At 72.7% G+C, this 26,838-nt stretch carries 23 protein-coding genes and 2 tRNA genes; 13 read left to right on the top strand and 12 right to left on the bottom strand.

All coding sequences use genetic code 11. The annotated features are described in order from the left end of the window. Nucleotides 1–3 precede the first annotated feature (3 nt). Complete coding sequence (locus tag ACI78V_RS16270) at nt 4–1,851, top strand: NAD-binding protein (RefSeq protein ID WP_456852536.1); 1,848 nt, start codon at nt 4–6, stop codon at nt 1,849–1,851. 416 nt (nt 1,852–2,267) lie between these two features. On the opposite strand, the gene ACI78V_RS16265 is transcribed toward ACI78V_RS16270, so the two are convergent. From ACI78V_RS16265 to ACI78V_RS16255, 3 genes are all read right to left on the bottom strand, one after another. Next, a complete protein-coding gene (locus ACI78V_RS16265; RefSeq protein WP_456852535.1) occupies nt 2,268–2,516 on the bottom strand; it encodes a hypothetical protein in 249 nt (82 codons plus the stop codon). Nucleotides 2,517–3,106: 590 nt separating this feature from the next. Next, the gene (locus ACI78V_RS16260; RefSeq protein WP_456852533.1) at nt 3,107–4,279 is read right to left on the bottom strand and encodes a hypothetical protein; all 1,173 of its coding nucleotides are present in this window, start codon (nt 4,277–4,279) and stop codon (nt 3,107–3,109) included. Between the two features lie 13 nt (nt 4,280–4,292). Beyond that, nucleotides 4,293–4,802 carry a hypothetical protein gene (locus tag ACI78V_RS16255; RefSeq protein WP_456852531.1) on the bottom strand — a complete coding sequence of 170 codons (510 nt, stop codon included), beginning with the start codon at nt 4,800–4,802 and terminating at the stop codon, nt 4,293–4,295. A 1,479-nt stretch (nt 4,803–6,281) separates the two neighbouring features. On the opposite strand from ACI78V_RS16255, the gene ACI78V_RS16250 reads away from it, so the two are divergent. Further along, complete coding sequence (locus tag ACI78V_RS16250; protein WP_456852529.1) at nt 6,282–6,689, top strand: type II toxin-antitoxin system VapC family toxin; 408 nt, start codon at nt 6,282–6,284, stop codon at nt 6,687–6,689. Nucleotides 6,690–6,879: 190 nt separating this feature from the next. On the opposite strand, the gene ACI78V_RS16245 is transcribed toward ACI78V_RS16250, so the two are convergent. Next, a tRNA-Lys gene (locus ACI78V_RS16245) sits at nt 6,880–6,952 on the bottom strand. Nucleotides 6,953–7,127: 175 nt separating this feature from the next. Here ACI78V_RS16245 and ACI78V_RS16240 point away from each other — a divergent pair. The 4 genes from ACI78V_RS16240 (at nt 7,128) to ACI78V_RS16225 (ending at nt 10,246) form a co-directional block, all read left to right on the top strand. After that, nucleotides 7,128–8,312 carry an Ig-like domain-containing protein gene (locus ACI78V_RS16240; RefSeq protein ID WP_456852528.1) on the top strand — a complete coding sequence of 395 codons (1,185 nt, stop codon included), beginning with the start codon at nt 7,128–7,130 and terminating at the stop codon, nt 8,310–8,312. A gap of 80 nt (nt 8,313–8,392) precedes the next feature. After that, on the top strand, nt 8,393–8,809 hold the full coding sequence (locus ACI78V_RS16235; protein ID WP_456852526.1) for a hypothetical protein: 417 nt from the start codon (nt 8,393–8,395) through the stop codon (nt 8,807–8,809). A gap of 73 nt (nt 8,810–8,882) precedes the next feature. Further along, nucleotides 8,883–9,962 carry a WD40/YVTN/BNR-like repeat-containing protein gene (locus ACI78V_RS16230; protein ID WP_456852524.1) on the top strand — a complete coding sequence of 360 codons (1,080 nt, stop codon included), beginning with the start codon at nt 8,883–8,885 and terminating at the stop codon, nt 9,960–9,962. Between the two features lie 2 nt (nt 9,963–9,964). Next, the gene (locus tag ACI78V_RS16225) at nt 9,965–10,246 is read left to right on the top strand and encodes a MoaD/ThiS family protein (RefSeq protein ID WP_456852522.1); all 282 of its coding nucleotides are present in this window, start codon (nt 9,965–9,967) and stop codon (nt 10,244–10,246) included. Nucleotides 10,247–10,252: 6 nt separating this feature from the next. Here ACI78V_RS16225 and ACI78V_RS16220 read toward each other — a convergent pair whose 3' ends face one another. The 3 genes from ACI78V_RS16220 to orn form a co-directional block, all read right to left on the bottom strand. Next, a complete protein-coding gene (locus tag ACI78V_RS16220; protein WP_456852520.1) occupies nt 10,253–10,498 on the bottom strand; it encodes a hypothetical protein in 246 nt (81 codons plus the stop codon). A 190-nt stretch (nt 10,499–10,688) separates the two neighbouring features. Then, nucleotides 10,689–10,764 (bottom strand) — tRNA-His (locus ACI78V_RS16215). A gap of 68 nt (nt 10,765–10,832) precedes the next feature. Beyond that, complete coding sequence (gene orn / locus ACI78V_RS16210; RefSeq protein WP_456852518.1) at nt 10,833–11,507, bottom strand: oligoribonuclease; 675 nt, start codon at nt 11,505–11,507, stop codon at nt 10,833–10,835. A 151-nt stretch (nt 11,508–11,658) separates the two neighbouring features. On the opposite strand from orn, the gene ACI78V_RS16205 reads away from it, so the two are divergent. Together ACI78V_RS16205 and ACI78V_RS16200 are read left to right on the top strand one after the other, a co-directional pair. Next, on the top strand, nt 11,659–12,879 hold the full coding sequence (locus ACI78V_RS16205; protein WP_456852516.1) for a hypothetical protein: 1,221 nt from the start codon (nt 11,659–11,661) through the stop codon (nt 12,877–12,879). Between the two features lie 141 nt (nt 12,880–13,020). Further along, nucleotides 13,021–14,826 (top strand): hypothetical protein, encoded by a 1,806-nt coding sequence (locus ACI78V_RS16200; protein WP_456852514.1) that lies wholly within the window; start codon nt 13,021–13,023, stop codon nt 14,824–14,826. A gap of 60 nt (nt 14,827–14,886) precedes the next feature. On the opposite strand, the gene ACI78V_RS16195 is transcribed toward ACI78V_RS16200, so the two are convergent. Beyond that, a complete protein-coding gene (locus ACI78V_RS16195) occupies nt 14,887–15,483 on the bottom strand; it encodes an SACE_7040 family transcriptional regulator (RefSeq protein WP_456852512.1) in 597 nt (198 codons plus the stop codon). A gap of 133 nt (nt 15,484–15,616) precedes the next feature. On the opposite strand from ACI78V_RS16195, the gene ACI78V_RS16190 reads away from it, so the two are divergent. The 5 genes from ACI78V_RS16190 (at nt 15,617) to ACI78V_RS16170 (ending at nt 21,202) form a co-directional block, all read left to right on the top strand. Then, a complete protein-coding gene (locus tag ACI78V_RS16190; protein WP_456852510.1) occupies nt 15,617–17,230 on the top strand; it encodes a carboxyl transferase domain-containing protein in 1,614 nt (537 codons plus the stop codon). Between the two features lie 104 nt (nt 17,231–17,334). Further along, complete coding sequence (locus ACI78V_RS16185) at nt 17,335–19,329, top strand: ATP-binding protein (RefSeq protein WP_456852508.1); 1,995 nt, start codon at nt 17,335–17,337, stop codon at nt 19,327–19,329. Further along, nucleotides 19,326–20,489, top strand: coding sequence for an acyl-CoA dehydrogenase family protein (locus ACI78V_RS16180; RefSeq protein ID WP_456852506.1), 1,164 nt, complete (start codon nt 19,326–19,328; stop codon nt 20,487–20,489). Before ACI78V_RS16185 ends, ACI78V_RS16180 begins: the two co-directional genes overlap by 4 nt. Before the next feature lie 107 nt (nt 20,490–20,596). After that, a complete protein-coding gene (locus ACI78V_RS16175) occupies nt 20,597–21,031 on the top strand; it encodes a hypothetical protein (protein WP_456852504.1) in 435 nt (144 codons plus the stop codon). A 9-nt stretch (nt 21,032–21,040) separates the two neighbouring features. Then, nucleotides 21,041–21,202: a hypothetical protein gene (locus ACI78V_RS16170; RefSeq protein ID WP_456852502.1), complete on the top strand. Its 162-nt coding sequence runs from the start codon at nt 21,041–21,043 to the stop codon at nt 21,200–21,202. A 21-nt stretch (nt 21,203–21,223) separates the two neighbouring features. Here ACI78V_RS16170 and ACI78V_RS16165 read toward each other — a convergent pair whose 3' ends face one another. The 4 genes from ACI78V_RS16165 to ACI78V_RS16150 form a co-directional block, all read right to left on the bottom strand. Continuing rightward, nucleotides 21,224–22,237: an NADPH:quinone reductase gene (locus ACI78V_RS16165; protein WP_456852501.1), complete on the bottom strand. Its 1,014-nt coding sequence runs from the start codon at nt 22,235–22,237 to the stop codon at nt 21,224–21,226. Between the two features lie 110 nt (nt 22,238–22,347). Next, nucleotides 22,348–22,995, bottom strand: a complete 648-nt coding sequence (locus ACI78V_RS16160) for an HAD family hydrolase (RefSeq protein WP_456852499.1) — start codon at nt 22,993–22,995, stop codon at nt 22,348–22,350. Nucleotides 22,996–23,223: 228 nt separating this feature from the next. Next, on the bottom strand, nt 23,224–24,705 hold the full coding sequence (locus tag ACI78V_RS16155) for an APC family permease (protein ID WP_456852497.1): 1,482 nt from the start codon (nt 24,703–24,705) through the stop codon (nt 23,224–23,226). Then, nucleotides 24,702–26,720 carry a primary-amine oxidase gene (locus tag ACI78V_RS16150; RefSeq protein ID WP_456852495.1) on the bottom strand — a complete coding sequence of 673 codons (2,019 nt, stop codon included), beginning with the start codon at nt 26,718–26,720 and terminating at the stop codon, nt 24,702–24,704. Before ACI78V_RS16150 ends, ACI78V_RS16155 begins: the two co-directional genes overlap by 4 nt. Between the last annotated feature and the right edge of the window lie 118 nt (nt 26,721–26,838).

Genomic DNA, 26,838 nt, shown 5'->3' with positions numbered 1-26,838 from the left:
GTCGTGGGCAACCCCCTGCTCACCTTCTGGCGCAACGTCTTCGGCCGGGAGGAGGACGACGACCGGCGCCGGCGGCGGAACTCCCTGCGGGTGGCCGCCTCGTCCGCGGTCGAGGCCTCGGAGACGATCTTCCTGGTCATGCGGCGGATGCGCGCGCCGCTGATCGTGCTCATCGGCATCTTCGCGGTGAGCGTGCTGGGGTTGACGCTCATCCCGGGGCAGGACGCCGAGGGGGACCCGTACCGGATGGGCTTCTTCGACGCCTTCTACGTCATGAGCTACACGGCCTCGACGATCGGCTTCGGTGAGATCCCGTACCCCTTCACCTACAACCAGCGGATGTGGGTGACCATCTCCATCTACCTGGCGGTCATCGGTTGGGCCTACGCCATCGGGTCGCTGCTGGCGCTGGTGCAGGACCGCGCGTTCCGCTCGGCCCTGGCCCTGCAGCACTTCACCCGCAAGGTGGCCCGGCTGCGCGAGCCGTTCCTGCTGATCGCCGGGTACGGGCGCGCCGGCGAGCTGCTCGGGAGGTCCATCGACGCGCTGGGCCGGCGGTTCGTCGTCCTCGACGTCTCCTCCCAGCGGATCGATGACCTGGAGCTCGCCCCGCTGCACGCCGACGTCCCGGCCCTGGCCGCCGACGCCCGCGACCCCGGCCACCTCGGCGTCGCCGGGCTGGACCACCCGTGCTGCGAGGCCGTCGTCGCGCTCACCGACGACGAGGAGGCCAACCTCACCGTGGTCATGGCCGCCGCGCTGCTGCGGCCCGAGCTGCCGGTCATCGCCCGCGCCACCTCCGAGGCGATGGCCGACCGCATGCGGGCGTTCGGCGACCCCAGCGTGGTCGACCCCTTCGACCGGTTCGGCGACCACCTGCGGCTGGCGCTCAGCGCGCCGGCCTCGTACCAGCTGCTCACCTGGCTGGAGAGCGGGCCCGGTGCGCCGCTGCCCGAGCGGGGGACGCCCCCGCGGTCCGGCCGCTGGGTGGTCTGCGGGTACGGCCGGCTCGGTCGCGAGCTCACCGCCGACCTGCGGGCGGAGGGGATCGGGGTCACCGTCATCGAGCCGAACCCGACCGGTCCCGAGGACGCCGACATCGTCGTGGGTGACGGCTCCGAGCCCGAGGTGCTCGAGCAGGTGGACCTCGCGCACGCGGTCGGGTTCGTCGCCGGCACGGACAACGACACCGCCAACCTGTCGCTGGTGGCCACCGCCCGGCGCATCAACCCGCGGCTGTTCGTCGCCGCCCGGCAGAACCGGCCCGAGAGCGCGCCGCTGTTCGCCGCGATGGACCTGGACGCCCGGCTGGTGCCCACCGAGGTGATCGCGCACGAGGTCTACGCCCAGCTGTCCACCCCGCTGCTGTGGCGGTTCATCCGGGAGATCCCGGCCCGCGGCGACGCGTGGGCGGCCGACCTGGTGGACCGGCTCACGAACCTCTGCGGCTCGGAGTTGCAGGTGCTGTGGAAGGTCCGGCTGACCCCGCACGAGGCACCGGCCCTGCGGGGCCGGCTGTCCTCCGGGGAGGTCCGGCTCGGCGACCTGCTGCGCAACCCGGAGAACAGGGACGAACGGCTGCACACCCTGGTGCTGCTGGTCCTCCGCGGCGGGGAGGCGGTGCTCGCGCCGGACGACGACCTGGTGCTGCGCGCCGGGGACGAGCTGCTGCTGGCCGGATGGGCGGCCGCGCGCCGGGCGCTGGGCAGGATCCTGCTGGTCGACTCGGTGCTGGAGTACGTGGTGTCGGGACGCCGGGTGCCCTCGAGCTGGGTCTGGCGCAAGCTCAGCCGGAGTGCGGACTCGGCGGAGGCGCCCGTGCGCCGGCCACCGACCCGGACGGGGGTGTAGTCGCTCGACCACCTCCGATGACCCGTGGCCCGGCTGGATGCGCTCCACCTGGGGTGGTCCGGCCCGATCGGGGTGTCCGCGCTGTCCACCATGACGGCGGCCGCAGCGTGGTCACCGCCCGGCCGACCCTCCTGCTGGAGGACGGCCGCCCCATCCCCCGAGCGCTCGACCGCCACGGGCACCATGAGCGAGCTGCGCCAGGCGATCCGCGCCTTCGGCTCCGGCGATCCGTCCTCGGTGGCCGCGGTCGTCCTCGGGACCGACGGGTCCACGAGCGTCGTCACCACCCGACGGGTGGGCGGCCGATCAGCGCTCGACGGCGCCATGGGAGGGACCTGGACGCAGCAGGGACCGGGCCAGGACGCAGGTGCTGCACCTGCAGGGAGAGCCGACCAGCGCCGGGCGCCGAGCCCGCCTCACCGGACCGGTGGCGGGACCTGTGACACGGGGGCGGCAGGGGTGTAGCCGCGTCGCTCCCGATGGGAGTAGAGCTCCAGCCGGTCCGGTAGCCGGTGCCCACCCGGGCACGTCAGGGTGCTCACGTCTCCCACGTAGACGGGTGACCGCAGCCGGCTGTGGAAGTGGACGCCGGCCTGCTGCACCAGCCGGCGATCGCACCGCGGGCAGCGCAGGTTGCGCGAGGACTCGACCCAGACCTTCTGCATGGGGCGACGTTGCGGTGCGGGCGCTCGCCGCCGGAAGTCTGCGGCCGGTGTGTCGCGTCCACCGTCATGAGGACTCCATGCCCGAGCGTGCTCCATGACGATCCCTTGACGGTTCGTCCCGGTCCGCGTCGTCCCTCGTTCCAGCGGGTCGTGCGCCCGGCATCGTCCCCGCGACGACCACCAGGCGGAGGACATCCGGATGTGCTGCTCACGAAGTGCCCACACCGACCGGGAGTACCAGCCTCCATCGCCCATGAGTAGTAACCCATGCCACGGTTTCACCGCTGGCCGTCTCGACGGCATGGCACGCGGCCCAGCTGCCCGGCAGGGCGAGGACGCTGCTCTTGCGTGCGAGGTGCAAGCCCGGGCTCCGCCCGCAATCTCAGGTAGTCGTCGACAGTCGGCGTGCCGGGGAGCAGCACGTATCCCTCTGGCATGTCGGGCACGACCCCACGATGTCAGTCACGACCAGACGGACGGCGCGTAGCCCGGAAACCGCCCTCGGAGCGAGACGACGAGTCGCCTGGCATTTTGGTTCCGATCATCCAGGTTTGAATCTTCGCGGCGGAGCGACCGGTCGGAGCCGGTCATCACCCCCCGAGCCTGAGCCCCTGCTCCCGGAGCTGGGCAAGGAACGGCCTGGTCTGCTGCCAGAGGAGCGACACCGCGGTGCTGAGCGCATCGCCCCGCCGCAGGGCATGAGCGCGCATCGACTCGTCCGCGATGAGTGCGGGTAGCACGGTGTTGCAGATGTACCGCCGACGGTTCGCGGCGGGCGGGTGCGACCCCCACTCGACCCTGTTCTCGTCGCCGGAGCTCAATAGCGCGCGCCCCCGCTCGAACATCTCCATTGCGGTGAAGAACGCAACGACCCCCGCGAACCGTACCGAGTAGTCGTCGTACCTGTTCGCGCTGAGTGATCGCATGGCGAGGGCCACGCCGTGGGCGTCGGCGTAGTACTCCTGCGTCCAGTCGTACTCGAGCTCCTCCGCATCGACCCCGTGCAGACCCTTCACGGGGGTTTGCGGATCGTCGAAATGTCCCTCGAACACGTGCCCGTACTCGTGCCCGAAGATGAACATCTCCATCGCGAGGTACAGGTCGTTGGCAATGGCGTTGTGCGGCCACGCCACCGCGTCGTTCGGGATGTTCAGCATCGTCAACGCGCCACGACTCGCGTACTTCACCAGCAGGTCGGCGAACCGCTCCATGGCACAGGACTCCGCGGCGACCTTCGCGGCGATGCTGTCCCGGTCGTCCAAAATACGGGACCTGTGGTTTTCGGGGTCAGTCTGCATCGGCATGGCCAGGGCGATGGCGCCGCACAACTGCTTCAGGAACGACAGGAGATCCGCGTAGAAGAAGATGACGCACTGGTCCGAGCCGGGCGCCCTCATCGTGACGGCATTGAGTTCCCCACGCGGCAGGGTCGCGACGAGGGGCCACTTCGGGAGCTGTTGGTTCCTGAAGACGCCGTGCGCGGTGAAGTACACGACCTCGGCGATGTCCAGCATCTCCGCGTAGCGCTCGGGATGCTCGTACCGCGAGCAGTTCGACGAGGTCTCCCGGGTCCGAGCGACGTACTCCGTGACCATCGCCTCGAATTCCGCGTCGGTCTGCACCCAGCGTTGACCCCGTTGACCCATGAGCGTTCGCACGAACGACTCGCTGTAGTAGTACTCCTTGCGCGGCAACGGAATACCGTGCAGCGCGTACTCGTGGCGCTGTATGGCCTCCGCGAACCGTGCCGCAGCATCTGTCACCGCGGATCCCCCATCAAGTCGACGGCCGGGCCGGCTCGTCGGGGCCATCGACTTGTGGAACCAGCGTCGCCACGTCGCCGCCGACTTGACCTTCGACCGCCTTCTTGACATCACTGACGCCCTGCCCCAGCAGCTGACCGGAGAGCCCGGTCACGATCTCGGACACCTGGCCGAACATCCCCTTGGGCTCCCGGACCTCGATCTTTAGGGATCCGTCGACCGCGATCATGACGACGAGACCGTACGCGACGTCCGTGGTGCGGTAGATCATCCGAGCCGCGCCGGGGCGCAGGTCGACGATCTGGCCTCCCTTGCGCCGGTCGAGCAGGTACACGAGGGTCGCCACGGCCATGGTCGTGCCGATGATCGAGAACGTCAGCATCGTGACGGGCTCGAAGCCCCGTCCCGGGATCCTCTCGACGGCGACGTCGTGCTGTCGAGCCAAGTCCAGCAGCGTATCGACCTCGTCCGGGCGGACCACGACGATCTCGACCGCGTCCTCGGGGTCGTCCGTGCGCCCCATGGAGTTCCTCCAGAGCGGGAAGGGGGGCCATTATACTTCGGACACCCGCGTGTGGGGACGCCGTGAACCAGCAGACGTTCGATCAGCTCGTCGAGCGGGTGGACCCGCTCCGGGCCGGCAGCGCGCGGATGACCGGGCTGATCGTCTTCAACGACGGATTTGGTTCCGATGGTCTATCCCCGACGGCGCGCATCGCACACGTGTCGAGTGCAGATGGCCGCGCGGGTGAATGGCCTCTCCTGGGGCACTCTGGAGGCACACGAGGACGTGAAACGCCCATGAATGGCGCCAACGGCCGGCCGGTGAACGGCCAGCTTAGACCCCTTTGGCGCCGCCAGTGCTGGTAACGGGCTTGGTCCGGCTAACAGCCCGCTCACCGGCAAGATCGCGGCACTGCGTCATGGAAGGGCCGATGAGCGTCACGCAAGGCCATCCCGGCGAAGCCTCGGAAGGTGTCACTCGACAGACTCCCCCGTGTGTCTCGCATCCGCGAAGCAATCGACGGAGCGGGCGTCTTTCACTCAGGGGTACTACTCGGCGAAGTCGCTGTGCCGGAGAAGGGAGGCGGGCCCGACACTGGCGAGCTATACCCACACTGGCGTGAGGGCGCTCCACCAGTCGCGTGCTGCCAAAAAGCCAGCGCGAAAACTCAATTTCGTCGGAACGCACGACCAATCGGCTTGGATTATTACCCGGGACTTAGAAGTCGTGGACCGATCACTCGACGTAGGGATCCTGAGGTTGCTGGCCACCTTCGACGGGCTTTGTCCTCGGCTCAACGGTCATGCGCTGCCTGGGCGGGCTCGGCTCAATCAGCTGTGCAGTCTCTACCTTCACGACGGCATGTTGGAGTAGCCCTAAAGCCGCCTTCAGAGACACGGCGTCCGACTCGTCCCTGGTTCCCCACCAGGGACTAGGGACGGGAGGTCGACTTTGCGCACCTAGGCGTCCACACTCCTCGCTTCCCCACAACCGGCCCTGTTCCGGCTGCCGCCGGTCGGGGGAAGGGTCGGCCGAAGGCCGATCCCGCAGGGACGCGTCAGCGCCCTTCCCGCGACCAAGGCAGCTGGCACGCTGATGGGGAGGTGGGAAGCGTCCGATCCGGCGGTGGCGGCCCCCATCGCCTCGAGCGCGAAGGTCTCGCTCGTAGCCGCGGTGCGCGCGTCGACGGCGCTATTCTTCGATCATGTCATCCGCCGAGCAGCAGCTCGAGGTCCTGGACCTCGTTGTCGGCGCTGACGGCTCCGGTGTCATCGACGCGACTCAACTCGCTCGTCTGGGCGTCAAGCCCGGCACTCATCTCAACGTGGTGCCTGTCGGACGGACTCCGGCGGCGGAGCGCCGCCGCTCTGTGCGCGGAGCCCTGGCCGGCTCGGGGCCAGCCCCGAGCCCGGACGACCTCGAGGCCGCTAGTTCCACCGCTGCCCGGGACTCGGCCGATCGCTACCGCGACGGCGGTGCCTGGGACATGACGACCCGGTGAGGGTTGTCGCCGACACCCACGCGCTGGTCTGGTACCTGCTCGACGACCCGGATCGCAGGCTCTCCCCGGCTGCGCTCGCCGCGCTGGAGGACGCGGAGTCGACCGACGGCATCTCCGTCTCCGTCGCCTCGGTCGTCGACCTCTGGTACGTCGTCCGCACGCGCGGAACTCTTACCGACGATCAGCTGGGCCAGGTCGTAGGGCTGCTACGCGACCCCGAGTCCGCGCTCGAGGCCGAGTCGATCACGCTCGACGTCACGGCGGCCTTTCGGCAGATCCCCCGCGATGCGCTGGGCGACCCGTGGGACCGCTTCATCGCCGCGACGGCGATGGCCCTCGGCCTGCCTCTGGTCACGCGTGACCGGCGCATCACCGAGCTGGGGTTGGTGGAGACGATCTGGTAGCTCGGCGCGCCTCGATCAGCGAGCACCTGCGGGTGTGGCAGCGCCAGGGGGCCGTCCTGCGCCTGGTCCCTCGATCGCCACACGGGGACGTTCTCGATGAGTTTTCGATGGCCTCGCAAGGACAGCGACCATCCCGGAGAGAGGACGTCGGGTAAACCTACAGGTTAGAGACCTGAAGTCGGTGAGAAAGTGCGCCATCAGGGACTCGAACCCCGAACCCGCTGATTAAGAGTCAGCTGCTCTGCCAATTGAGCTAATGGCGCGTGTCGCGCGGCTGGACCGGCAACGAGGGGAAACGATACCAGCGCCGTCCGGGGTGCTGACGGGGTGGTCCACAGGCGCAGCGTCCACCCCTGTCCCGGATCTTCCGTGGACACTGGTGGACCGGCGCCGGTGGCCCGTGCGGGCACGGCCACCCACGACCCGGGAGGGACACGCATGCGAGGGACGGCTGCACTGGTCACGGCAGGGGCGCTGGTCCTGCTGGCCGGCTGCCAGGGTGGCGGGGGCGACGGCGGCGACGGCGGGGCGGCCGCCGCGCCGACCTCCGAGGCGCCCCCGGCCTCGGTGGAGGTGGCGCCGGCCGACGGCTCGGTCGACGTCTCGCCGACCGTCCCCCTGGAGATCTCCGTCACCAACGGGGAGCTGACCGACGTCACCGTCGTCGACGGCGCGGGCACCGCGTTGACCGGGGTGGTGACCGACTCCCCGGACGACCCGGCCACCGACCTCTGGACGCCGGACACCCCGCTGGCCTACGGCACCAGCTACACCCTCACCGCCACCGCGGAGGGGGAGGACGCGGAGGCGGTCGAGGCCGCGACGACGTTCACCACGGTCACCCCGGCGACCCTCTCGACGCCGTCCATCGGCCCCCTGGACGGCCAGACGGTGGGCGTCGGCATGCCGATCCGCGTCTGGTTCGACGACCCGGTCGTCGACAAGGCCGCCGTCGAGAGCCACCTGCGGGTGACCAGTTCCACGCCCACCGACGGGGTGTGGAACTGGTTCAGCGACACCGAGGTGCACTTCCGTCCGTCGCAGTACTGGCCGGAGAACATCCAGGTCACGCTCGAGGCCGACCTGTACGGGGTCGGCTTCGGCGACGGCGTGTGGGGGGAGAAGGACCGCACGGTGGCCTTCTCCATCGGTGAGCGGCACGTCTCGATCGCCGACGCGTCCACGCACACGATGGAGGTCTACGACGGCGACCAGCTCGTGCAGACCTGGCCGATGAGCGCGGGCAGTCCGGACAACCCCAGCTACAACGGCCCGCACGTGGTCACCGAGATGAACCGGGACCGGGTCATGGACTCCAGCACCTACGGCGTCCCGGTCGACAGCCCGGAGGGCTACCGGACCCCCGTGGAGTACGCCGTCCGCATCTCCGACAGCGGCGAGTTCGTGCACGCCGCGCCCTGGTCGGTGGCCCAGCAGGGCCGGGAGAACGTCTCGCACGGCTGCATCAACCTCAGCACCGAGCGGGCGGCGTGGTTCTTCGACTTCACCCAGCCGGGCGACGTCGTCGAGATCCGCGGCTCCAGCGCGGGCACGCTCCGCTCGGACATCTACGACTGGACGATCCCGTGGGAGGAGTGGCAGGCCGGCAGCGCGCTCCGGTGAGCCGACGGGCCGTCGTCCAGGCGTTTCGGGAGCTGTGGCGCGGCTATTGATCACCCGGTTCCCGAGCTGAGGAGAGTGCCGTGGACACCTGGGTGATCGTGCTCATCGTCGTGGTCGCGGTGGTGCTGCTGGCGCTGCTGGCGCTCGCGCTGGCCAAGCGCAACCGGATCAACGGCGCGAAGAAGCGTGAGCAGGCGCGCGAGCACCTGCAGGAGGCGCAGCTGCGCGGGGCGCAGGCGGAGAAGGAGCGGGCCGCCGCCGAGGAGCAGGCCGCCCGCGCCCGCCGGGAGCGCGCCGAGGTGGAGGAGCGGACGCGGCTGGCCGAGCAGGAGGCCCAGCAGCGCGCCGCCCAGGCCCAGGAGCACGCCTCGGCCGCCGACCAGCTGCGCGCCAAGGCCGAGAAGCTCGCCCCCGGCCTGGCCGACCACCAGCGCGACCGCACCGCCCGGCACGCCGCCGGCCCCGACCAGCCCAGCGGCGGCGCCACCCGCCGCTGAGTTCCGCGCCCCTCGGCGGTCTGACTCCCGAGGGGCGCGGTGCGCGCCCTGACCGACCCATCGGAGGGGCGCCATGACCGATCTGCTCGCCATCGGCACGCGCAAGGGCCTGTGGCTGGCCCGCAGCGACGACGACCGCCGCACCTGGACGCTCGGGGAGCCCCACCTGCTCGCCCAGGAGGTCGCGGCGGTGTCGATCGACACCCGCCGGTCGCGGCCGCGCGTGCTCGCGGGCATCCAGTACGGGCACTGGGGCCCGACCGTCATGTGGTCCGACGACCTCGGGAGCAGCTGGCAGGAGACCGACTCCGGGGCCATCCGCTTCCCGGAGGACACCGGCGCCGCACTGGCCCGGGTCTGGCAGTTGCGGCCGGACTCCGCCGGGCGCCCCGACGTGGTCTGGGCCGGCTGCGAGCCGCACTCCCTGTGGCGCAGCAGCGACGGCGGCTGCAGTTTCGAGCTGGTCCGCGGGTTGTGGGACCACCCGCACCGGCCCACCTGGGAGCCCGGCGGTGGCGGCGCGGCGGTGCACACGATCCTGCCCGACCCCGTCTCTGACCGGGTCGTGCTGGCCATGAGCGCCGGCGGGGTCTACGTCAGCGAGGACGGCGGCACCAGCTGGACGCCGCGCAACAGCGGCATCAGCGCCGTGTTCCTGCCCGAGCCGGCGCCCGAGTACGGCCAGTGCGTGCACAAGGTCGCCGTCGACGCGGGGGACCCCGACCGCATGTACGCGCAGAACCACTTCGGCGTCTTCCGCACCGACGACGCCGGGAAGGCGTGGACGTCGATCGCCGACGGTCTGCCCGCCGACTTCGGCTTCCCGATCGTGGCCTCCCCGTCCACCCCGGGGACGGCGTGGGTGGTACCGCTGGTCGCCGACATGCAGCGGGTGCCGCCGGGTGGGCGGCTGCGGGTGCACCGGACCCGCGACGCGGGGGAGACCTGGACCGAGCTCGGCGCCGGGTTGCCCGACGGGTTCTGGTCCGCGGTGATGCGTGACGCGTTCTGTGCCGACGACACCGATCCGACCGGCATCTACGTGGGCACCCGGGACGGGTGCGTCTACGCCAGCGCGGACGAGGGGGAGTCGTTCCAGCTGGTGGCCGACCACCTGCCCGACGTCCTCGTCGTGCGCGCGGCCCGGATCTGACGATGTCCGTGGAGGTGGTGCTGCCCGGCGTCCTGGCCGACCTCGCCGGCGGCGCCCGGCACCTGCAGGTGGACCCGGGCGGCGGCACGCTGGGCTGCCTGCTCGACACGCTGGACGCCGAGCACCCCCGGCTCGCCCGCCGCATCCGCGACGAGTCGGGCGCGCTGCGGCGGTTCGTCAACGTCTACGTGGACGGCGACGACGTCCGGTTCAGCGGAGGGGTGGAGACGGCGGTGCCGGACGGCGCCGTCGTCCAGGTGCTGCCGTCGGTGGCCGGGGGCTGAGCCGGCTCAGAGCTCGGCGAGGGTGGCGCACTCCGCGCACAGCTGCGAGCTCTCGTAGCCCTCAGGAGGCCACACCGTCTGCTCGTCGACGGCGACGTAGGCGCCGCACAGCGCCTTGCGGCTGCGGCCGTTCACCCGGCCGATGGTCGCGTGCGCCGGGCCGATCTGCCGGGGCTGGAGGCCCTCTGCGGTGCCCACCGAGCCGACCATCACGACGGCGTGAGCGGTCCCGTAGGAGTAGGCGAGAGTCATGCCCCCAGGGTCGCCAGACCGCTGCGGCGGGCGAGGGAACCGGACCGCGCGTGTTCGCCGCACGCGCCCCAGCCGTCCCACGCGGCACGCGGCGGCGGGCGGCGTCGCGGGTGCGCCGCCGAGCCGCCGGCGATCCGTGCCGCAGACGCGGAGAGGCCCCGGTCGGCTGCCGACCGGGGCCTCTCCTCCGTGGGGTGAGTGACGGGGCTCGAACCCGCGACACCCAGGATCACAACCTGGTGCTCTACCAGCTGAGCTACACCCACCACGTCACCCGGCCGGCCGCTGGCGAGAGCGGTTCGGCCGGGGAACCGGAGCAACGATACCCGGCGGCTCAGATCCCCGACGCGGCGGGTGGCGTGCCGGGCGCGCCGGCCTCCTCGGCGGCGAAGATCGCCGCGAAGTCCTCCGTCACCTGGGCGGAGGCGGCCTGCGCCTCGGACGTCGAGGGCCCGGGGCCGTCGACGAACAGCGTCCGGCGGTAGTAGGCCAGTTCGCGCACCGACTCGATGATGTCGGCCAGCGCGCGGTGGGCAAGCCCCTTCTGCGGCTGGGCGAAGTACACCCGCGGGAACCAGCGGCGGGCCAGCTCCTTGATCGAGGAGACGTCGATCATCCGGTAGTGCAGGTGGTCGTCGAGCTCCGGCATGTCGCGGGCGAGGAAGCCCCGGTCGGTGCCGATCGAGTTCCCGCACAGCGGCGCGGTCCGCCGCTCGGGCACGAAACGCTTCACGTAGGCCAGCAGCTGCTGCTCGGCCTCGGCGACGGTGAGCGTCGCGGCCCGGACGGCGTCGGTGAGGCCGGACTTGGCGTGCATCTCGGTGACGACGTCGGCCATGCCCTCGAGGTCGGCGTCGGGCGCCGAGATGACGAGGTCCAGCCCCGGGTCCAGCACGTTGAGGTCGGAGTCGGTGACGAGCACCGCGACCTCGATGAGCTTGTCCCGGGTGAGGTCCAACCCGGTCATCTCGCAGTCGATCCAGACCAGGTGTCCCGCGCTCTCCGCCACGTCCGACGACCCTACGTCCCGTCCGCCACGGCCGCCCCGCGTGTGCGCCGTCTACCGCATCCGGCACACCGGTGCCACTCGAAGGGCGGGGAACCGGGGAGGTCCGCCACTAGGCTCGGCCGGGTCCCGCCCCGAGCCCAGGAGTACCGCCGTGCCCGCAGCCCCAGCACCCGTCGCGACCGAGCGGCCGGTCCCGCCGGCGCCGGGTTCGCTGCCCGCCGCGCTGCGCCACCCGGTCATCGCGCTGCGCTGGCTGTGGCTGGCCTACACGACCTCCGGGCGCCCGGGCCGACCGACCTCGCAGCAGGAGCTGCGCTGGATCTACACCGCCTGGCTCGGCGCCTTCCTGCTGAAGATGCTCGGCTCCTCGTGGGACGTCTCCTGGCACTTCCGCTGGCTGCGCGACGACCTCGCCCCGCCGCACCTGCTCAACTCCGCGGGCACCGCCGTCGTCGTCGCGCTCGTGGTGTTCCACAGCTACAGCGGCTACGGCGTCGACCGGCGCGCGCTGCGGCTCATGCAGGTGGGCATCGCCACGTTCCTGGTCGCCATCCCGATCGACATCGTCAACCACCGCGTCAACGGCCTGGACATCACCAGCTGGAGCCCCAGCCACGCCCTGCTCTACATCGGGACGGCGGTCATGCTGGCCGGTGCGATCCGCGGCTGGTGGCTGTACGCCGCGCCGGGGCGGGTCCGTGACCTCGTGTCGCTAGGGCTGTGGCTGTTCTTCGTCGAGAACGTCGTCTTCCCCAACCAGCACCAGGAGTACGGCGTCCTGTCGCTGGCGGCGTACGACGCGGGCCGGACGACGGCGGAGCCGCAGCTGCTGGACTTCGCCGCCTCGCAGGGGCAGACGCCGGCGATGTTCATGCTGCCGGTGCCCGCGTGGGTGCACCCGGCGTGGATGCTCTGCGCCGGCCTGCTGGCCCTCGTCGTGGCCCGCGAGCTGGTCGGGCTGCGCTGGACCGCCACCGTCGTCGCCGCCACCTACCTGGCCTACCGCGCGGTCATGTGGCTGGGCCTGGTCGCGATGGACTTCCCGCCGTCGGTGCTGCCCCTCGTGCTCGTCGCGGGCGCGGTGGCGATCGACCTCGCGGTCACCTGGCGGGTGCCGGGGTGGCTGGCCGCGCCGGTGGTCACCGCCGTCTTCTACGTCGTCGGTGCGGCGCAGGACGCGATCGGCTTCCTGCCGCCGTGGGACCGGACGTGGTGGTCGGTGCTGCTGGTCGGCACCGCGTTCACCGCGCTCTGGACGACGGTCGACGTCGTGGCCCGCAGCCGCTGGCTGGCCGCCTGGGCGCAGCCGGTGCCGGCCGCTGCCGAGGTCGACGTCCTCGTCGGCGCGTCCGGCGGCGCGTCGACCCGCTGAGGGCTGCGGTCCGGGCCGTCACATGACGTAACGTTCCCATAACGACTCTGCCGGAGGCGGGGTCCGCCCCGTCGTGGCCGGCCCCGCCGAGCGCGGCCCTGGCGCCGCCCCCATCCCACCCGACCCGCCCCGGAGGACGACGTGCTGCCCCTCACCCCCATGCCGCTGCAGACGGCGGGTGAGCGGGCGCTGTTCGAGGAACTGGCCCGCTGGGACACCGGCGGGGCGGTCCGCGGCGCGGTGGTCGCGTCCGTCCCGGTGGTCGACGGGCCCATGGAGCGGCGGCTCTCCGACGCCGTGGTCTTCGTGCCCGAGGGTCTGGCCGTCCTCCGCGTCGTCGAGGTGGTCCGCCAAAGCGGCGTCGTCACCGCGACCGCGGAGGGGGCCTGGACCATCGGCCCGGACGGCGGACGGCCCGGCGACGTGCTCCGGTTGGCCGGCGGCGGCTCCAGTCCGCTCGACGGCCTCATGCGGTCCGGCATGGACGCCGCCGTCCGGCTGCGCCGCGCCGGCCTCGAGCCCGGCCGCATCGCCCGGCTGACCGTGCTCGTCGGTGACCTCACCGGGCTGGTCCCCGCCGACGGCGACCTCGGCGAGGGCGACCAGGTCGCGCTCCTCGAGCCCCGCTCCCTCCTGCTCGGGATCGCCCGCAGCGCCCGCTACACGGGGGTCGACAACCCCCGGCTGTGGACGACGGCCGACGTGCGCGCCGCCCTCGAGGCACTGGGCCTGGCCGGCCGCGGTCCGTCGGTGCAGGAGCTCAACGGTGAGGGCTTCCCCTACTCGCCGTACGTCCTGCGCACCCCCGAGCTGCTGGCCCCCGCCGCGATGACGGCCGGCCCACGCTTCGCCGCCCCCGCCACGGCTCCGGCACCGCACCACCCGGCGCCGCACGCCGCCGCGACGCCCCCACAGGCGCCCGCCCGTCCGCTGGTGGACCCGGCGGCGGCCGCCGCGGTCGCCGCCGCCGCGATCCGCGCCGACGAGGAGGCCGCCGCGCGCGCGGCGGCCGCCCGGGACGCCGCGGTGGCCCGGACCCTCGCCGCTCCGCCCGCCGAGGCGCCGCCCGCCGGGCCGAAGGACACCCTCGTCGGACCCACGGTGGGCGTGGCCGCCGACGAGACCGGCGGCATCGGCGGCCTGTTCGCCGGTGCGGAGCGGGAGGACGGCCCGGCGGCGACGGTCGCCCCGGCACGGTCGGCCCCTCCGCCGGACGCGGCCCCTCCGCCGGTCGCGGACCCGCCGCCCGCGGCCCGGGCGCCGTTGCCCGACGGCGTGCCGCTGGGCGCGGCCCGGGAGCGCCCGCGGCCGGTGCGGCGGACGGCGCTGCTGGTGGCCGCGGCGCTGGCGCTCGTCGCCGTCCTCGGGATCGGCGTGGTCCTGCTGTTCGGCGGCGACGAGGCGCCGGCCGCCTCCGGCGCCGAGGCGTCGGAGGCCGCGGACACCCCCGAGCCGGCCGACACCGCCACGGGGCCGCAGCCCGGGGACCGGGAAGTCGTCGACGGCCGCACGTTCGTCGTCCAGGAGGTGCAGGTCGACCCGACCTGTACCGGCAACGCCTACGGCGCGGTGGCCGACTTCTTCGCCGACAGCGACTGCACCGGCCTGGCGCGCGCGCTCTACTCCACCGACGCCGGCGGCCGTCCGGTCGTCGTCTCGGTCTCCACGGTGGACATGGGCGACCCCGCCGGCGCGCGGGCGCTGCGCGCGCTGACCGACCGCAACGGCAGCGGCAACGTCAGCGACCTGCTGCGCGAGGGGGTGCGCTACGACGGTGGCCCCGACCGGCTCAGCGGGGCGGAGTACGCCAGCGCCGTCTCCGGCAGCACGGTGACCATCGTGGAGTCCGCGTGGGCGGCGCCGGGGGCCACCGGCAGCACCGCCGACCTCGACGTCCTCGCCTCGACGGCGCTGGTCCTGCCCATGCCGGAGCCGGCCGCCGGCTGACGGCCCCGTCCCGAGGCTCGCCGCGAGCCTGCGAGCGGTGAGAGGGGCGGGGTCCTTGCCTCAGCGGGTGGTGGCGGCGGCCTCGGCCATCGCGGCCAGCAGGGCGGCGGTCCGGGTCCGGGGCAGCCGGCCGGCGCTGTGTGGCGTGGAGTTGATCAGCCCGAACACCGCGTGCGCACGTGCCCGGCTGGTCGCGGCGTCGGCCGCGGGGTGCAGCCGGCCGAGGACGTCGACCCACACCTCGACGTAGCGGCGCTGCAGCCGGCGCACCTGGGCGGCGTCGTCGTCGGGCAGCGAGCCCAGGTCCCGGTCGTGCACGGTGATCAGTGCCGGGTTGTCGAGGGCGAAGTCGACCTGGAAGGCGATGAGCGTCCGCAGCTGGGCGAGCGGGTCGCCGCCGGCGGCGGCCACCCGCTCGGTGCCGCCGGCCAGCAGCCGCTCGCTGATGCGCAGCAGCATCTCGGCGAGCATCGCGTCCTTGCTGGCGAAGTGCCGGTAGATCGCCGGGCCGGTGACGCCGACGGCCGCGCCGACGTCGTCGACCCCCACCGCTCGGGCGCCGCGCTCGGCGAACAGCTGCGCGGCCGCCCGCAGGATCTGCTCCCGCCGCGACGGGCGCGCCGCGTCGGCGTGCAACGCGGTGTCCACGTCGGTCACGCACCCTCCTCGCTGGCGCTCGCCGGCCCGGTGACCGGCGGTGCCGTGCCCCCGGACGACCTCGCGAGCTCGGCCACCCGGGGATGTTAACGCGCGTTGACCACGGGCGTGAACCGTCGTTAACATCCTGGTCGTGGATGCCCCGGTGCTCGCCCGCACGCCGGCCCCCGACGCGGACGCCGCCCGACGCAACGCCGACGCCCACGCGGCCCTCTCCGCCGACCTCGCAGCCCAGCTGCGCCGGGTGGCCGAGGGCGGGGGTGAGCGGGCGCGGCAGCGGCACGTCGAACGCGGCAAGCTGCTGCCGCGCGAGCGGGTCGACGCGCTGCTGGACCCCGGCAGCCCGTTCCTGGAGCTGTCCCCGCTGGCGGCGCACGGCCTCTACGACGGGGACGCCCCGGCCGCCGGGATCATCACCGGCATCGGCCGCGTCAGCGGTCGGGAGTGCGTCGTGGTGGCCAACGACGCCACCGTCAAGGGCGGCACCTACTACCCGATGACGGTGAAGAAGCACCTGCGGGCGCAGGAGGTGGCCCTGCACAACCGGCTGCCGTGCGTCTACCTGGTCGACTCCGGCGGGGCGTTCCTGCCCATGCAGGACGAGGTCTTCCCCGACCGCGAGCACTTCGGCCGGATCTTCTACAACCAGGCGACGATGTCGAGGGCCGGCATCCCGCAGATCGCCGCCGTCCTCGGGTCCTGCACCGCCGGCGGCGCCTACGTGCCGGCGATGAGCGACGAGGCGGTGATCGTCCGCGAGCAGGGGACGATCTTCCTGGGCGGCCCGCCGCTGGTGAAGGCGGCCACCGGCGAGGTGGTCACCGCGGAGGAGCTCGGCGGGGGTGACCTGCACAGCCGGGTCAGCGGCGTCACCGACCACCTGGCCGAGGACGACGCGCACGCGCTGCAGTTGGTCCGCCAGATCGTCGGCACCCTCGGGCCGCGCTCGCCCCGCCCGTGGGACGTCGAGCCCGTCGACGAACCGCTGTACCCGCCCGAGTCGGTCTACGAGGTGGTGCCGCCGGACCCGCGCACCCCCTACGACGTCCGCGAGGTCATCGCCCGACTGGTCGACGGCAGCCGCTTCGCCGAGTTCAAGCCGCTCTACGGGCAGACGCTGGTCACCGGGTTCGCGCGCCTGCACGGCCACCCGGTCGGGATCGTCGCCAACAACGGCGTGCTGTTCGCCGAGTCGGCGCTCAAGGGCGCGCACTTCATCGAGCTGTGCGACCGGCGCTCGATCCCGCTGCTGTTCCTGCAGAACATCTCCGGCTTCATGGTCGGCCGCGACTACGAGGCCGGGGGGATCGCCAAGCACGGCGCCAAGATGGTCACCGCGGTCGCCTGCGCCCGGGTGCCCAAGCTGACCGTGGTCGTCGGCGGCTCGTTCGGCGCCGGCAACTACTCGATGTGCGGGCGGGCGTACTCGCCCCGCTTCCTCTTCACCTGGCCCAACGCCCGCATCTCGGTCATGGGCGGGGAGCAGGCGGCCTCGGTGCTCGCCCAGGTCCGCCGGGACGGGTTGGAGGCCCGCGGCGAGGTGTGGCCGGCCGAAGAGGAGGAGGCGTTCAAGGCGCCGATCCGCGACCAGTACGAGCACCAGGGACACCCCTACTACGCCACCGCCCGGCTGTGGGACGACGGCGTCATCGACCCCGCCCAGACCCGCACGGTGCTGGGCCTGGCCCTGTCCGCCTGCGCCAATGCACCCCTCGAGGAGATCGGCTATGGCGTCTTCCGGATGTGACCGGCGGACCGCCGGACCCCCCGCACCCGGGTCGGCCGGTCCTCCGGCACCGAGTGCAGGTACACGCACTGCCGCAGGACCCACCAAGGAGCAGTGAGGCCCGCGTGTTCACCACCGTCCTCGTCGCCAACCGCGGCGAGATCGCCGTCCGCGTGATCCGCACGCTGCGGTCGATGGGCATCCGCTCCGTCGCCGTCTACAGCGCGGCCGACGCCGGCGCGCTGCACACCCGGGTCGCCGACGTCGCCGTCCCCATCGGCCCGGCGCCGGCCGTCGACAGCTACCTGTCCGTCGACCGGGTCCTCGACGCCGCCGCCCGCACCGGCGCCCAGGCCGTCCACCCCGGCTACGGGTTCCTGTCGGAGAACGTGGAGTTCGCCCGGGCCTGCGAGAAGGCGGGGATCGTCTTCATCGGCCCGCCGGTCGCCGCGATCGAGGCGATGGGCGACAAGATCCGGGCGAAGCGGACCGTCATGGCCGCCGGCGTCCCGGTCGTCCCCGGCCGGACCGAGCCGGGCATGGACGACGACGCGGTGGCCGCCGCGGCGGTGGAGGCCGGCTTCCCGGTGCTGCTCAAGCCCAGCGCGGGCGGCGGCGGCAAGGGCATGCGCGTGGTGCGCGACGCCGCCGAGCTCCCGGACGCGATCGCAGCCGCCCGGCGGGAGGCCCGCGGCTCCTTCGGCGACGACACGTTGCTGGTGGAGCGCTACATCGGCTCGGCCCGGCACATCGAGGTGCAGGTCCTCGGTGACGCGCACGGCACCGTGGTCTACCTGGGCGAGCGCGAGTGCAGCCTGCAACGCCGGCACCAGAAGGTCATCGAGGAGGCGCCGTCCCCACTGCTGGACACCGCGACCCGCGCCGCGATGGGCACCGCCGCCGTCGAGGCGGCCCGGGCGGTCGGCTACACCGGTGCCGGCACCGTGGAGTTCATCGTCGACGCAGAGCGGCCGAGCGACTTCTTCTTCCTCGAGATGAACACGCGGCTGCAGGTGGAGCACCCGGTCACCGAGTGCGTCACCGGGCTGGACCTCGTCGAGCTGCAGGTGCGGGTGGCCGCGGGGGAGCCGCTGCCGTTCGCCCAGGACGACGTCCGCCTCGACGGGCACGCCATCGAGGCCCGGCTCTACGCCGAGGACCCCGCCCGCGGCTTCCTCCCGCAGACCGGCACCGTGCTCGGCCTGCGCGAGCCCACCGGCGCCGGCATCCGGCTGGACAGCTCGCTGGCCGTCGGCTCGGTCGTCGGCACCGACTACGACCCGATGCTGGCCAAGGTCGTCGCGCACGGGCCGGACCGGGCGACCGCCCGCGCCCGGCTGGTCGGCGCGCTCGGGCACACCGCCGTCCTCGGGGTGCCGACCAACACCGCGTTCCTGCGCGCCCTGCTCGCCGACCCCGACGTCGTCGACGGGCGGCTGGACACCGGCCTCATCGAGCGGCGCGGCGAGGCGCTGACCGCCGCCGAGCCGGTGCCGCCGGCGGTGTACGCCGCGGCTGCGCTGGCGCTGCTGGTCGAGGGCGAGCCGCTCGGACCGGTGGTCGACCGCTGGGACGTCCCCGACGGGTGGCGGCTGGGCGAGCCCGCGTGGACGGTGCGCCGGCTGCAGGCCTCCGGCGGCGACCCGGTCACCGTGCGGGTGCGCGGGCGGTCGGCCGCGGCCGAGGTGCGGGTGGCCGACGCTGACCCGGTGCCGGCGTCGGCGGTGCGCGACGGCGACGAGCTCGTGGTGACCCTGGACGGGGTCACCTCGCGGTTCGCCGTCGTCCACGCCGGGGGCGACGTCTGGCTGGCCGCCGACGGCCGGGTGACCGCGTTCCGCGAGCACGAGCGGCTGCACTCGGCGACGGAGGGGGCCGGCGGGGGCGGCGCCGTCACCGCGCCGATGCCGGGCACGGTGACGGTGGTGCAGGCGTCCGTCGGCGACCGGGTGGCGGCGGGGACCCCGCTGCTGGTCGTCGAGGCGATGAAGATGGAGCACGTGCTGACCGCCCCCGTCGCGGGGACGGTCACCGAGCTCGACGTGACGGCCGGCCAACAGGTCCGGCTCGACGAGCGGGTGGCCGTGGTGACCCCATCGGCCACCGACGAGGGGGAGTGACCCAGGTGCTGGACTACCGGCTCGACGAGGAGACCGAGGCACTGCGCAAGGTGGTGCGCGAGTTCGCGCAGGAGGTGATCGCCCCGCAGATCGGGGAGTTCTACGAGCGCGACGAGTTCCCCACCGCGATCGTGCGGCAGATGGGTGAGCTGGGCCTGTTCGGCCTGCCCTTCCCGGAGGAGTACGGCGGCTCCGGAGGCACCTACTTCACCCTCTGCGTGGCGCTCGAGGAGCTCGCCCGCGTCGACTCCTCGATGGCGATCACCCTGGAGGCCGGCGTCTCCCTCGGCGCCATGCCGATCTACCGGTTCGGCACCGAGGAGCAGAAGCAGCGGTGGCTGCCCCGGCTGTGCGCGGGCGAGGCCCTGGGCGCGTTCGGGCTGACCGAGCCCGGCGGCGGTTCGGACGCCGGCGCCACCCGCACCACGGCCCGCTTGGAGGACGGGAACTGGGTGGTCAACGGCTCGAAGGCGTTCATCACCAACTCGGGGACGGAGATGACCGACCTGGTCACGGTCACCGCGGTCACCGGCACCCGGCCCGACGGTGGCAAGGAGATCTCGGCGATCGCCATCCCGTCGGGAACGCCCGGGTTCGCCGTCGGCCAGCGGTACTCGAAGGTCGGTTGGAACGCCTCGGACACCCGGGAGCTGTCGTTCAGCGACTGCCGGGTGCCCGAGGAGAACCTGGTGGGGGACCGGGGCCGGGGCTACGCGCAGTTCCTGTCGATCCTCGACGAGGGGCGGATCGCGATCTCCGCGCTCGCCGTCGGGCTGGCGCAGGGCTGCGTGGACGAGTCGGTGAAGTACGCGGCGCAGCGGGAGGCGTTCGGTCAGCCGATCGGCCGCAACCAGGCGATCCAGTTCATGATCGCCGACATGGAGGTGCGCGCCTCCACCGCGCGGCTGGCGTACTACCGGGCCGCGGAGAGGATGCTGCGCGGCGAGCCCTTCAAGCGGGAGGCGTCGATCGCCAAGCTGTACAGCTCCGAGGTGGCGATGGACAACGCCCGCTACGCCACCCAGGTGCACGGCGGCTACGGCTTCATGAACGAGTTCCCCGTGGGGCGCTTCTACCGCGACGCGAAGATCCTCGAGATCGGCGAGGGGACCAGCGAGGTGCAGCGGATGCTCATCGCCCGCGACCTCGGCGTCGGCTGACGGGTGCCGCGTTCCTGTGGCTCGTGTAGCGCGTTGACGCAGGCGCGTCGAGACGTCTCTCTGCTGTTCCGGGTTTTCGTGTCGACGGCGATGGGGACGGGTCTGCGGTGAGCCGGAGCGGCGGCGGGGTCCTGAGAACGCGGGACGGGATCTGCAGGATCACCTTCCAGGCAGGTGTAGGTGCAGACCTCGAGCTGGGAACCCTGGCCGAACGGATGGCGGGGCTGCGGCACCTGCTCTTCTTGACGGCCCTGGCCGAAGAGATCGGACAGAGGGCATCGACCCAGGGGACGAATCCGGCCCCGGAGTCGTCGGCCGGCCGCGGCGGCGCGTTCCTCGTGCACGATGCCGCGGCGGCAGCCGAGGTCACCGCGACGAACTCGGTCGTCACGAGCGTCAGGTACAACAGTCCCCTCGAAGTGGTCATCAGCGTGACGGCCAGTGCAGGCCTCGTCCTCCCCATCTGCTTCCGACTCGTGCGCCTCTTCGAGCGCTTTCAACAGGCCAGGGTCGGAAAGGCCAAAGCGGATCTGCAGGTCTAGGCCTACCGGGTGCTCATCACCAATCTGCAGGGTGTTCTCGACGGGAATGACTGGCCGGCCTTGATGGAAGTGGACAAGGCGTCGGGTCAAGCACTGATGAGTGCGGCGAATGCGATGACGGAGATAGAAGCCGTCGAAGTGGTCGAGGAAGAGCGTCCCCCGCAGGCATAGCAGCATGCGCCCGCCGACCGTTCAGGCGGTGACGTCGACGAGCACCTTGCCGACGGCGCCCTCCTCCACCGCGCGGTGCGCCCCCGCGGTCTCGGCCAGCGGGAAGACGTGCAGCGGCAGCCCGGCGTCCTCACCGACCCGGACGGCGCCGTCCAGCACGGCGGCGTTGACGTCCTCCACGCCGATCTCCTTGGCCCGTCGCGGCTCGGTGTAGACGAAGACGAACTGCCAGCGGGCGTTGCGGACCATCTGCGCGCGCACGGGGACGGTCACCTCCGCGCCGCCGTCGTCGGCGTACATGGCCACCGCCCCGTGCCGGCCGATGACCTGGGCGTCGACCCCGGCGTTGCGGGCGGCGGAGACCTCCACGATCGCGTCGACGCCGTCCGGGACGATTTTGCGGACCTCCGCGACGACGTCCTGCCGCGTGTAGTCCACGACGTGCGAGGCGCCGGCCGCGGCAGCCAGCTGCGCCTTGTGCGGGCTGCTGACGGTGCTGATGACCGTGGCGTCGGCCCAGCGGGCGAGCTGGATGGCGGCGTTGCCCACCGCACCGGCGCCGCCCTGCACGAGGATCGTGCGTCCCTCCAGGGTGCCGGGCCCGAGCCGGTCGGGCACCGCCTCACCGAGGGTCAGGCAGCGGTGGGCGGTGAGGAACGGGATGCCCAGCGCCGCGCCGAGCTGGAGCGGGGTCCCGGCGCCGAGCAGCACCGTCTGGCGGGCCGGGACGACGGTGTACTCGGCCGCCGTCCCGTGCAGGCGCTGCCAGGCCGCCTCCCACACCCACACCCGCGCGCCGACCAGCGCCGGGTCCACACCCTGGCCGACGGCGTCGACGGTCCCCGCGCCGTCCTGCCCGGGGACCTGGCCGCCCGGCGGGGGAGCGTTGTTGCGCCGGGACTTCCAGTCGGTCGGGTTCACCCCGGCCCAGGCCAGGCGCACGCGCACCTCACCGGGACCGGGCTCGGGCGTGGGGCGCTCGCCCAGCTGCAGGACGTCGGGGTCGCCGTTGGTGGTGTAGGTGATGGCTCGCACGGCCCGGCACCTACCCGGAGCGGGCCGGTTCAGCGCACGGATCCGTTCCGGGTCGGCCGGTGAGGGCCGGCCGGCGGTGGACCGCCGGCCCGGCGTGGGCGTCGGCGGGGTCAGCGCCAGGTGACGGTCTCCGGACGGTGGCCCAGCACGCGGGTGACCTGCCGCACGGCGCGGTCGCCGGCGTTGACCAGGACCGGCCGCGGTGTGCCGGCGAACAGCGGCAGGTCCGACGGACTGTCGCTGTAGACGGCCACCCACGGCGGCGGGTACCCGCGCTCGGTCAGCATCTGCACCTTCGTCGCCCCCATCGCCCGGCGCACCCGGGGCGGGACCAGTGACCCGGTCGAGCCGACGACGTCGACGTCGGCCAACCCGACCGCGGTGAGGAACCCACGGGCCATCGTCTCCTCGCAGCCGGTGGCCACCACCACCTCGTGTCCGGCGCTGCGGTGCGCCCGCACGGAGGCGACCGCGTCGGCGACGACGGCCTCCGGCCGGCGGGTCAGCGCCGCCCGGTAGGCCTCGGCGACCGCGTCGACGTCCGAGCCCGGGCGCCGACCGACCGACAGCCGGGTCAGCAGCCGTGCGGCGAGGGGGCGGGTCCAGGGCAGCGCGGAGCCGACGCCCAGCACGGGGGCGGCGGCCAGCAGCAGGACGGCGCGCAGCGGCGCCTGCCGCAGCCGTCCGGCGAGGAAGAGCGTGGCGGCGTCGCCACCGAGCAGCACCTTGTCCAGGTCGACGACGACGGTCGGGGCCATGCCGGGGGAGTACCGGAGTGCGGCGGTGCGGGAAACCTGCGCCGTGACCTCCACTGCTCCCGTGCGGGTGGGGCGAGCGGGTGATCGCTCCAGCAGGTGGCCCGCGGGCCCGGCCGTCCCCGCCCCACGCGGCCGGGTCCCGTGGGCCCGCGGCGGCCGGGTGTGCCGCAGCCGTGGTCGTCGGCTCCGCGACCACGCCTGCGGCACACCCGGCCGACGGTCAGACACTCACCGTCGAGGCTCCGGCTCGCCCTGTCCGCTGACGTGGACCTGCGCCGTCCCCGGCGGGACCGGGTCCTCCTCCACCGTCCCGACCTCCGCGAGCACCTGCGGGTTCCGGACCCGGACGGCGGCGTACCAAGCCATGCCGAGGGCGAGTGCGCCCAGGAAGATCCACGGCATCAGGTTCATCGGCCAGTCCGGGACAGGGACGACGTTCTTGTAGAACACGTAGAGCAGAGCCGCCACGACGACGACCGCGAGGAGCGTCGAGAGCGGGTTGCCCTCACCCCGTCGGCGGAGGAAGAACGGCAGTGCCGCGGCCATCAGCAGGTAGCCGAGCATGTAGCCGAACGTGCCGATCGTGCCCACGTAGGCGTACACCTCGAGCGGCGCCCGGCCGGTGACCATCAGGACGATCGGTACGAGGCCGACGACCGGTGCGATCACGCCGATGGCCACGTGCGGGGTCTTGTGGCTGGGGTGGGCCCGGCCCAGCACCGCGGGGAGCACGTCCTCCTCGCCCATGGTGTACAGGACGCGGGAAGCGGCGTTGATGCTGGCGATGGCGACCGCGAAGAACGACGCCGTCACCCCGAGGTCGACCAGCCAGGTCACCCCGCCCAGGCCGTGTCGCGCGGCCAGGTCGCTGATCGGGGCCGAGCTGCCGCTCAGCGCCTCGGTACCGCCGAAGCCGAGCACGGAGGCGTAGGTCGCGAAGACGTACAGGACACCGACGAGGACCGCGCTGCCGATCACCGCTCGGGGGATGGTCCGGTGCGGGTCGCGCGCCTCCGCGCCCAGGCTGGCCGAGCTCTCGAACCCGACGAAGCCCAGGACGGCCAGGACGATGCCGAAGGTGACGCCGTCGAAGGTCAGACCGGACAGGTCGAACTGCGACGGAGCCGACGCGTCGCCGCCGCGGGCGACGACGACGACGAGGACGAGCAGGACGGCGGCCACCGAGACGACCTCGAGCACCAGCCCGATGCGCGTGGAGATCTTGATGCCGGCGATCGCGAAGGCGGCCGCTGCGACCGTCGTGATCGCGGTGATCACGACGAACCCGGTCTGTGAGGCCGCGGGCAACCCGAGCGTCTCGAGGAAGCTGGCGGCATAGGGGCCGAGCAGGGTCACGCCGAGCATCGCGATGCACGTGTACCCGATGACCAGGCCCCAGCCGGCCGCGAACGCCCCGGTGGGGCCCAGGCCCCGGGCGACGTAGCTGTACAGCGAGCCCGACGACGCGAACCGCCGTCCGAACTGCGCGACGACCAGCCCGACGAGGACGACGATGATCGTGGCCGCCACGTACGACAGCCACGCCCCCTGACCGGCGAACAGGACGATGAGCGCAGGTCCGGTGGCCATGACCGCGCTGGGGGCGATGCCGGCCACCGATTGGGACAGCACCTCCACCTGGCTCATCGAGTCGTGCGCCAGGCCCCGGTCCGACTGGACCTGCCGCGGCTGCGCCTCGGGTCCACTCACGGGGCCACCTGCCCGTTGCCGGCGGAGGCGTGGCCGTTGCCGTGGCCGTTGCCGTGCCCGTTGCCGGTGTGGCACGCCGGCGCCGACGGCGGCAGGTCGAGGGCGGGGTTGCCGTCGAAGAACCCGACCGGCTTGAGGTGGAACCCGATGTAGCTGACCGGCATGACCGGCCAGTCCTCGGGGCGGACGACGTGGTGGGCCCCGAACGAGTACCAGACCACCACGTCCTGGTCCTCGAGGGGCCGGTCGGCCTTGACGAACTCGGGCAGCCCGCCGGCGTTCTCGCACTGGTTGGGGTAGTCCCCGGCGGCGAACATCTCGTGCGGGTCGTACGCCGTGACCCACAGGTGCTTGTACGCGAACTGGGCGCGGGAGAAGGCCTGGGAGCCCTCCTGCTGCAGCGGGAGCACGTTGTCCCCGGGCATCAGTTTGTACCCGGCCGGCTGGCCGAGCTCGTTCACCGAGGAGGGGTTGACGACGTACCAGACCCGCGCGGCGAACGGGTCGATCAGCCGCTGGGCCCGGCTCTCCCGGTCCAGGAGCGTCTTCTGGGTGACCCAGGCGTTGCCGTAGGGGTTGTCCGCACCCGGGGGCAGGGGGACGGAGTCGACCTCGTAGACCGAGTTGTGCTCGCCGTCGACCTGCATGTCCAGGCGGACGTTGAAGAAGTGCTGGTGGTGCGGTCCGTAGAGGCCCGGGGCGACGAGGTTGCCGAACCGCGGCTGCTCGCCGGGCGGGACGGCGCCGGTGGAGATGACCCCGGTGAGCTTGACCTCGAACTGGATGCTGCCGTCGGTGTAGAGGTACCAGAAGAACCCGTACTCGTAGTTGCCGACGGTGGCGAAGCAGGAGATGACCAGCCGGCGGGAGCGCCGGACCTCCATCTTCTCCGTACGGAAGTCGGTGTGCTTCCAGCCGACCCCGTAGTCCTCCTCGTGCATGCAGATGGCGTTGGGGATGGTGAGCGGCTGGCCGTCCTGGTCGTTGGCGACGGCGTCGAAGTAGTGGATCTCGCCCAGGCAGTCGCAGCCCAGCTGCAGCGGGTTGAGCAGCAGCCCCACGCCGTACTCGCCCTCGTCGAAGACGTTCTTGATCCGGTGCGTCGGTGCCGGGTCGGCGTAGGGGATGTACATCTCCGACAACGACGCCCGGTAGACCACCGGGCGCAGCCGGCCCTTGTCCTCGTAGCCGATCTGGTGCAGCACGAGGCCCTCGCGAGGGCTGTATCCGACGCGCAACCGCCACTTCTGCCAGCTGACCGCGTGGCCGTCGACGGTGAAGCTCGGCCCCTCCGGCTGGGTGATCTCGATCGGCCGGACGTCCTCGCGCTGCCGTGGGAACGCCGGGCGGTTGTCCTCGGCGAACGCCAGCTCGGGCACGTAGTTGCCGGCCTTCTCGGGCAGCGGCACGACGCCGTGGTCGCGGACGTCGATGACCTCCATCCGGTCGAGGTCGACCAGCACGATGAGGCCCTCGACCGGGCGGGCGTAGCCGTTGTCGTCCTCGCGGGAGCGGACGAAGGTCAGCGGCCGGATGAGCCGACGACCCCGGGGGTCCTCGAGGTCGTAGCCGGCGGCCCACGGGTCGATCATCGTCAGCGAGAAGTCGGTGACCCCGCGCTTGCGCATCGCCTCCTGCCAGCGGGGGTCGGCGCGAGTGATCTCCTCGGTCTGGAAGAACTCCTCCAGCATCACGCTGGGCTGGACGCCGTCGACGACGTCCCAGGCGGTCACCAGGCCACTGGAGAGGGAGACGACTGCCTCGATCGTCTCCTGCTGCCCGCGGTCGTAGAGGACGACGGAGGCCGATCGTTCCGGCTCGGGCCCGCCCGCGCGGTCGTGGGCGAGGACCTCCTGCTTGGACGGCTCGTGCAGGCGGATCATCACGAACCGGACCTGCTCACCGAGATCCCGCTGCTCGCGCAGGATCGCCGAGGTCCGCCGGATCTCGTCGGCGCTCAGTGGCTCGAGCGGGTTGCTGATGGCGGTGCGTACATCGGCAGCGTGGATGGCCACGGCATTCTCCTCGAGGAGCCTCAACCGGGCCTGGGGGCGCGGGACGCGCGGCCAGGTGCGCCGCACCGTACCGAGGGCGATTGCGGTCGACAAGTAGTGCCAATGACCTAGGTCACAA

The sequence above is a fragment of the Geodermatophilus sp. SYSU D00742 genome (assembly GCF_054049935.1).
Note: the sequence above shows the minus strand (reverse complement) of the source record. Positions and strands in the feature narration are given on the sequence as shown.